Raw genomic sequence first — 7290 nt, forward strand, 5'->3', positions numbered from 1 at the left:
CCCGCGCCACGGGCACCGGCCGCCGACGCCGACGCCACCCGGCCGGGGCTGGCGGTGGCCAGCGCCGCGGAATTCAAGACCGAGCTGGTCAGGGCGGTCTCGGAGCGCACCGGCTATCCGGCCGACATGCTCGACCTCGACGCCCACATGGAGGCCGATCTGGGCATCGATTCGATCAAGCGGATTGAAATCCTCAGCGGTCTGGCCGCCCGTTACAACCTGATCGGCGACCGCGACGAGGAGGCGGTCCTGGCCGAGCTGTCCGGTTACAAGACGCTCAACGAGATCGCCGCCTGGTATGCGCGCACGCTGGAACCGGCCCCGCAAGCGGCCGCCGACGCCGCCGGAGGCGCCACCGCAAAAAAAGCGCCGGCTCCATTGTCTCCGCAGCTTGAGGCAATGGAGCCGGTCGTGGCGCACGCCGATCCGGTGCTGTGCTACGTGGTCCACGCATGTTCCGCCGACGACGACGGGGAGGGCGGCGACGCCGGCGCGGCGGACTGGCCGCGCGCCTTCCCGCTGCTGCTGGCCGGCGCCGAATCGCCGCTGGCGGCGGCCTTGCAGCACGCGCTGGAGCGGCTCGGCCACGTCGTGCTGCGTCTGATACCGGGCGCCGCCACGCGCCGGCTCGACGAGCGGCGCTGCGAAGCCGACTTCTCGTCGGCGCAACACGCGGCCGCGGCGTGCGCGCTGTTGCGCGATCCACAGCGGCCGATCGGCGCGCTCATCAATCTGATGGGGGCCGACACGGGGCCGGCGGCCGAGGCCGAGGCCGACGCCCACGTGGGCGACGCGCGCGCCCTGTTCCTGATGCTGCAAGCCTTCGGAGCCGATCTGAAGGCGGCCGCCGCCCACGGCGCCGGCGGGCTGTTCAACCTGACACGGCTCGACGGCCGGTTCGGCCTCGGCGGCCAGGACGCGCCGCTGGCGCCGGCCAGCGCCGGCACCGTGGGAGTGAGCAAGTGCGCCGCGCTCGAGTGGCCGTCGGTGCGGGTGCGCTGCATCGACGCCGCGCCCGGCCTGGAACCGGCGGCGCTGGCGCCGCGCTTGCTGGCCGAGTTCGGCCGCGCCGGCGCCGCCACCGAGATCGGCTTGAGCGCCGCCGGCCGCTGCGCCATCGCGCTGCGCCCGGACGGCGGCTGGCGCGCGCCGCCGGCCGGTCCGGCCCTGCCGCCGGACGCGGTGGTGCTGGTGACGGGCGGCGCGTACGGCATCACGGCCGAGATCGCCCGCGCCCTGGCGCAGCGCTACCGTCCGACCCTGGTGCTGGTCGGCCGCAGCGCGCTGCCCGAGGCCGAGCCGGCGGCGGCGCGCGACATCGGCGACGTCGCCGCGCTGCAGCGTTTCCTCGTCGGCCAGATGCGCGGCGCCGGCGCCACGCCGGCCCAGGTCGACCGCGCCCTCAAGGGCCTGCTGCGGGCGCGCTCGATCCGCGCCAACCTGGCGGCCATGCGCAGCAGCGGCGCCCGCGTCGAGTACCACTGCCTGGATGTGCGCGACGGCGCGGCGGTGGAGCAACTGGTCGGCGACCTGTACCGGCGCCATGGCCGCATCGACGGCGTGGTGCACGGCGCCGGCGTGATCGGCGACAAGCTGATCGCCGACAAGACGCCGGCCTCCTTCGACGCCGTGTACGACACCAAGGTGCTGCCGGCGCTGGCGCTGGCGCGTACGCTGCGCCCGCAGGGCCTGAAGTTCGTCGCCTTCTTTTCGTCGGTGGCCGGGCGCTTCGGCAACGCCGGCCAGTGCGACTACAGCGCCGCCAACGAAGTGCTCAACAAGCTGGCCGGCGGCCTGGCCCTGCGCTGGCCCCAGGCGCGCGTGCTGGCCATCAACTGGGGCCCCTGGGACGCCGGCATGGTCGACCCGGGCTTGCGCCAGCTGTACGCGCGGCGCGGCATCCGGCCCATCCCGGTGGCCGAGGGCGTGCGTCATTTTCTGGAGGAGATCGAGCGCGCCGCCGGCGGCGCGCCGGAGCTGGTGATCACCGCCAGCATGCGACAAATCGCCGGCGCCGTAGCCCAACCCGTTCATTCATTCTGAGGAGCACACCATGCATGCCGCTACCCCCGTGTTGTTCGACTTCACACCGGCCCAGGTGGTCAAGCCGGTGGGCCAGCGCATCGCGCTGGAAATCTCCGCCTTCGGCCTGGCCAAGGGCCACTGCAAGACCCACCAGCTCGAGAGCAAGCAAGACATGCGCAACGCGCTCGACCACATGCGCGACAAGATCGCCCGCTACGCGGTGTCGACCGACCAGATCAACCGGCGCCAGCTGGTGCTGTTTCCACGCCTGCGCGACGTGCGCTTCAGCGACGGCGAGCTGATCCTGCAAGAATCGCCGCACCCGCACCTGCGCATGTTCCGCGACGCCGACGACACCAAGGGCATCGACCTCAAGCAGCGCCACGCCAGTTACGGCAAGATCGTCGGCGACTGCCTGCAGGACTTGTACCCGGACAGCAGCGCGCCGCCGGACGATCTGATCCACGTCACCTGTTCCGGCTACCTGGCGCCCAGCCCGGTCGAGCGCATGGTGGCGCGCAAGGAGTGGTTCGACACCACCGTCACCCACAGCTACCACATGGGGTGCTACGGGGCCTTCCCGGCCATCAAGATGGCGCACGGCTTCCTGGCCTCGTCGGCCATGTCCAACCCCTCGGCCGCGCCGCGCGAGCGGGTCGACATCGTGCACACCGAACTGCTGTCGGGCCACCACAATATCGAGGACTCGGGCATCGAAAACATCATCACCATGAGCTTGTTCGCCGACGGCTTCATCAAGTATTCGCTGGCCTCCGGCGAGTACGCCCGCCAGCACGGCGTGCACGGCCTGCGCGTGCTGGCCTTCCACGAACACCTGCTGCCCGACTCGGCCGACGACATGACGTGGGTGCCGGCCGCCCACCAGTTCCAGATGACCTTGTCGGTGATGGTGCCGGTGGTCATCAAACGCCATGTGCGGCGCTTCGTCGCCGACCTGCTGCGGCGCGCCGGCCTCGACTTCGAGCGCGACAAGCCGACGCTGATGTTCGCCATTCATCCGGGCGGGCCGAAGATCGTCGAGCACATCCAGGGCGAGCTGGGCCTGACCGACGACCAGGTGGCGATCAGCAAGAAGGTGTTCCGCGAAAACGGCAATATGTCCTCGGCCACCATCCCCCACATCCTCAAGGGCATCCTCGAGGAAAAGGCCATCAAGGCCGGCACCCGCGTCGTGTCGCTGGGCTTCGGCCCGGGCCTGACGGTGACCGGCCTGGTATTGGAGAAGACGTGAACGGCGCCGCGCCGCAGGGCGCCGACCCGCGCCGACAGCTCGCCCCCGGCGCCGCGCCGCTGGTGGCACGCAGCCAGGAGGTCGAGGCGCTGCGGCGCGCCGAGCCCGGCCGCGCGCCGCCGCCCGCGCCCATGCCCTTCATCGGCGCCATCACCGACTATGCGCCCGGACGGCGCATCTGCGTCGAACGGATGCTGTCGCTGGCCGAGGACCTGCACCTGGCCGACCACCATTTCGTGCCGGCCCGGCCGCACAAGCCGCTGTCGGCCTGCTATCCGGTGCTGCCGCTGACCTTCAGCCTGGAGGCGATGGCCGAGGTCGCGGCCTGCCTGGCGCCGGGCATGGGCCTGGTCGGCATCGAACAGGTCGGCGCCGGGCGCTGGATCGCGCTGGCCGACCGCGACCGGCTGGCGCTGTCGATCACCGCGCAAACGGACGGCGGCGACGGCCCGGAACAGCGCGTCGCCGTCGCCATCCGCGCGGACGGCGAGCGCCAGCCGGCCATCAGCGCGGTCCTGGTGTACGGCCCGGCCTACCGCCGCACGCTGGCCGGCCCGCCGCCGCCGGCGCCGGCCGACTCCGTGCTCGACGCCGCGCAAATCTATGCGCGCCGCCAGCTGTTCCACGGGCCGTCGCTGCGTTGCCTGCGGGGCCGCATCACGGTGGCCGGGCAGGGCGCCAGCGGCACCCTGCTGGTGCGCGCGCCGGACCGGCTGTTCGCGTCGACGCCCACGCCGCAGTTGCTGACCGACCCGGCGCTGATGGATGGCGTCGGGCAGCTGATCGGCATCTGGGCCATGCAGACGCAGCAGCGGGTGACTTTCCCGATCGGCATCGACCAGCTGGAATACTACGCGGCCACGCCGGCGCCCGGCAGCCTGGCCGAGATCCGCATCCACACCGTGGTGAGCGGCAAGTTCCTGCGCACCGACGTCGAGATCGGCGACGGCGCCGGCGCGCTCTGGCTGCGCATCCGTGGCTGGAAATCGTGGCAGTTCCGCTGGGATGCGCGGCTGCTCGATTTCCGCCGCCATCCGCAGCGCTACCTGCTGAGCGAGCCCCATGCGCTGGCGGCGCAAGGCGGCGCCGCGGCCGGCACGCCGCTGTGCCGCGCGCTGGACGCGGCGCGCATCGCCGATTTCGACCGCACCTTGCTGGCGCGCCACTACCTGCACGCCGATGAAATGGCGGCGTTCGAGGCCAAGGCCGGTCATCCGCCGCGCCAGCTGCAATGGCTGCTGGGCCGCATCGCCGCCAAGGACGCGGCCCGGGCTTGGGCCGTCGCGCCGGCCGCGCCGTCCGGGCCCGAGGGCGGCGATGGCGGCCCCGCCATGCCGCATCCGGCCACCATCGCCATCGATTACGACGCGCTGGGCCGGCCCCGCATCGCCGTGTGGCCGCTGGCCTCCGCGCCGCCGTGGATCAGCATCGCGCACTGCGCCAGCCGGGCGCTGGCGGTCGCCCACGACGCGCCGGCCGGCGTCGACATCGAACACGTGGGACCGCGCGAGGCCGCTTTTGTGGCGGCCTTCAGCAACGCCGCCGAGCGCGCCCAGCTGCCGGGCTGGGAGGAGGGCGCGCGGGGGGCCGCCGCCGCGCAGCCGGGGCGCGAGGAATGGCTGACCCGCCTGTGGTGCGCCAAGGAGGCGCAGGGCAAGCTGCTGGGCACCGGTCTCGGGCCGTCGCCGCGCGATTTCGCGCTGCTGCGGCGCGCGCCGGACCAGGCGCTGCTGATGCGCCACCGTCCCAGCGGCGCGGCGGCGCGCGTGACGACGCTGCGCGACGGCCCGTTCATCTGCGCGCTGGGCCTGGCCGCGCCGCGGTGAGCGGCCGCAGACGACGGCATCGACCACACCCACCATCCACATTGAGAGGAAGCAGCCATGTCACATCCATCGCACCCGGGCCACACGCCGCTGGTCGAATTGCGCGGCGTTAGCAAGCAGTACCGGCTGGGCGGCACCGCGATCCGCGCCCTGGCCGGCATCGACCTGCGCATCGACGCCGGCGAGTTCGTCGCCGTGTGGGGCCCCTCGGGTTCGGGCAAGTCCACCCTGTGCAATCTGATCGGGCTGCTCGACGCGCCCAGCGCCGGCACCGTCAATTTCCGTGGCGGCGACGTGGCGCGCTTGTCGGACGACCAGCGCAGCGAGGTGCGCAACTGCGGCATCGGCTTCGTGTTCCAGGGCTTCAACCTGGTGCCGGTGCTGTCGGCGCTGGAAAACGTCATGCTGCCGCTGCAGATCGGCGGCGCGTCGGCGTCGGTGGCGCGGGCCCGGGCGCGGCGGCGCCTGGAGGAGGTGGGGCTGGGCGCGCAGCTGGCGCAGCGGCCGGCCAAGCTGTCGGGCGGCCAGCAGCAGCGCGTGGCGATCGCGCGCGCCCTGGTGACCGAACCGGTGCTGGTGGTGGCCGACGAGCCGACCGCCAACCTCGACACGGCCAACGCCGTGATCATCATCGAGCTGATGCGGCAGATCAGCCGCCGCGAGGGCACCACCTTCGTGTTTTCCACCCATGACGACCGGCTGCTGGCGCGCGTCGACCGCCAGTTGATGCTGCGCGACGGCATGGCCGTCGACGATGTGCTGCGCCGCGCCGACCACGCCGAGCGGGTGCCAGCATGATGACCTGGCTCACGCTCGCCATGCGCAACCTGTTTCGCAACGCGCGCCGCTCGCTGGTGACCATCATCGCCATCGGCCTCGGCTTCCTGGCCGTCAATACCCTGGGCGGCTTCACCGCCTATATCTTCGGCAGTCTGCAAGAGAGCTATATCTACGGCGAGGGCAACGGCCAGCTGACGGTGTTCAAGGCCGGCTTCCTCGGCAAGGGCAAGCTCGATCCGCTGGCCTTTCTGCTGACGCCGGCGCACCTGGCGGCCATCCGCCAGGTGGCGGCGGCCGACCCGGCGGTGGTGCTGGCCACGCCGGCCCTGTATATCTCGGGCTTGCTCAGCAACGGCCAGGTGTCGACCATCTTCGTCGCCGCCGGCCGGGTGCCGGCCGACCTGCGCGCCATCGCCGCGCGCGCGCCCAACGCCGACAGCCGGGTCCAGCAGTTCGACGGCACGCCGCTGTCGGACCGGCTGCCCTACGGCATAGGCGTCAGCCGCGGCCTGGCGCAGCAGCTCAACCTGCGCCTCGGGCAGACGGCGGTGGCGATGTCGCCCACGGTCGGCGGCCAGGTCAACGCCCTCGACGCCCAGCTGCAGCAATTCATCGACGCCCCGGTCGAGGCGCTGGAGGACAAGCTGGCCACGGTGCAGCTCAAGTTCGCGCAGGAGCTCTACGACACCAGCAGCGTGGACCGCGTCACGCTGCTGCTGGCCAACGACGCCGACACCGACGCCGCCCGGCGCCGTCTGGTGGCCGCCTTCGCCGCCGCCGGCCTGCAGCTCGACGTGCGCGACTGGAAGGACATGGCGCCGTTCTACACCAAGGTGAAAAAGATGTTCAACGTGATCTTCCTGGTGACCTTCCTGATCGTGTTCCTGATCGTCGTCATGAGCGTGGTCAACACGGTCGGCATGGCGGTGATGGAGCGCACCCGTGAAATCGGGACCCTGCGCGCGCTGGGCGTCAAGCGGCGCGGCATCGTCGCCCTGTTCGCGCTGGAAAGCATGTTGCTGGGCGCCTGCGGTTCGCTGCTGGGCGTGGCGCTGATGTTGTCGCTGCTGTATCTGGTGCGCCTGCTGCATCCGACCTGGGTGCCGCCGCAGATCGCGCGCGAGGTGCCGTTGCACATTTATCTGGTGGCGCGCTACTGGCTCTACAGCGTGGCGCTGCTGCTGCTGCTGTCGCTGGCGGCCGCCATCTTTCCCGCGCGCCGTGCGGCGTGCCTCGATATCACCCATGCGCTGGGCTTCGCCTGAGCGCCACCAGGAGTACACGATGACACACACACCACGCAAACGACGGCCGCCGGCCCATCCCCTCCGCGCCACGCTCGCCACGGCGGCGCTGCTGCTGTCCTTCATGCCGGCGGCGATGGCCGCCGAGGCGTCCGCGCCGCCG

The 7290-nt window shown here is 72.0% G+C and carries 5 protein-coding genes; all 5 read left to right on the forward strand.

Annotated features, from left to right (window positions below):
• The coding region (locus Q0S71_RS02650; protein ID WP_295990938.1) for an SDR family NAD(P)-dependent oxidoreductase at window positions 1-2043 on the forward strand (2043 nt) is incomplete at its 5' end.
• A gap of 10 nt (window positions 2044-2053) precedes the next feature.
• Window positions 2054-3277 carry a 3-oxoacyl-[acyl-carrier-protein] synthase III C-terminal domain-containing protein gene (locus Q0S71_RS02655; protein ID WP_295990940.1) on the forward strand — a complete coding sequence of 408 codons (1224 nt, stop codon included), beginning with the start codon at window positions 2054-2056 and terminating at the stop codon, window positions 3275-3277.
• Window positions 3274-5103 (forward strand): 4'-phosphopantetheinyl transferase superfamily protein, encoded by a 1830-nt coding sequence (locus Q0S71_RS02660; protein ID WP_295990943.1) that lies wholly within the window; start codon window positions 3274-3276, stop codon window positions 5101-5103. The genes Q0S71_RS02655 and Q0S71_RS02660 overlap by 4 nt, the downstream gene beginning before the upstream one ends.
• Before the next feature lie 57 nt (window positions 5104-5160).
• Window positions 5161-5901 carry an ABC transporter ATP-binding protein gene (locus Q0S71_RS02665; RefSeq protein ID WP_295990946.1) on the forward strand — a complete coding sequence of 247 codons (741 nt, stop codon included), beginning with the start codon at window positions 5161-5163 and terminating at the stop codon, window positions 5899-5901.
• Window positions 5898-7148 carry an FtsX-like permease family protein gene (locus Q0S71_RS02670; RefSeq protein ID WP_295990949.1) on the forward strand — a complete coding sequence of 417 codons (1251 nt, stop codon included), beginning with the start codon at window positions 5898-5900 and terminating at the stop codon, window positions 7146-7148. The genes Q0S71_RS02665 and Q0S71_RS02670 overlap by 4 nt, the downstream gene beginning before the upstream one ends.
• Window positions 7149-7290: the final 142 nt, after the last annotated feature.

The organism is Rugamonas sp., from assembly GCF_025354735.1.
Lineage (GTDB): Bacteria > Pseudomonadota > Gammaproteobacteria > Burkholderiales > Burkholderiaceae_D > Rugamonas.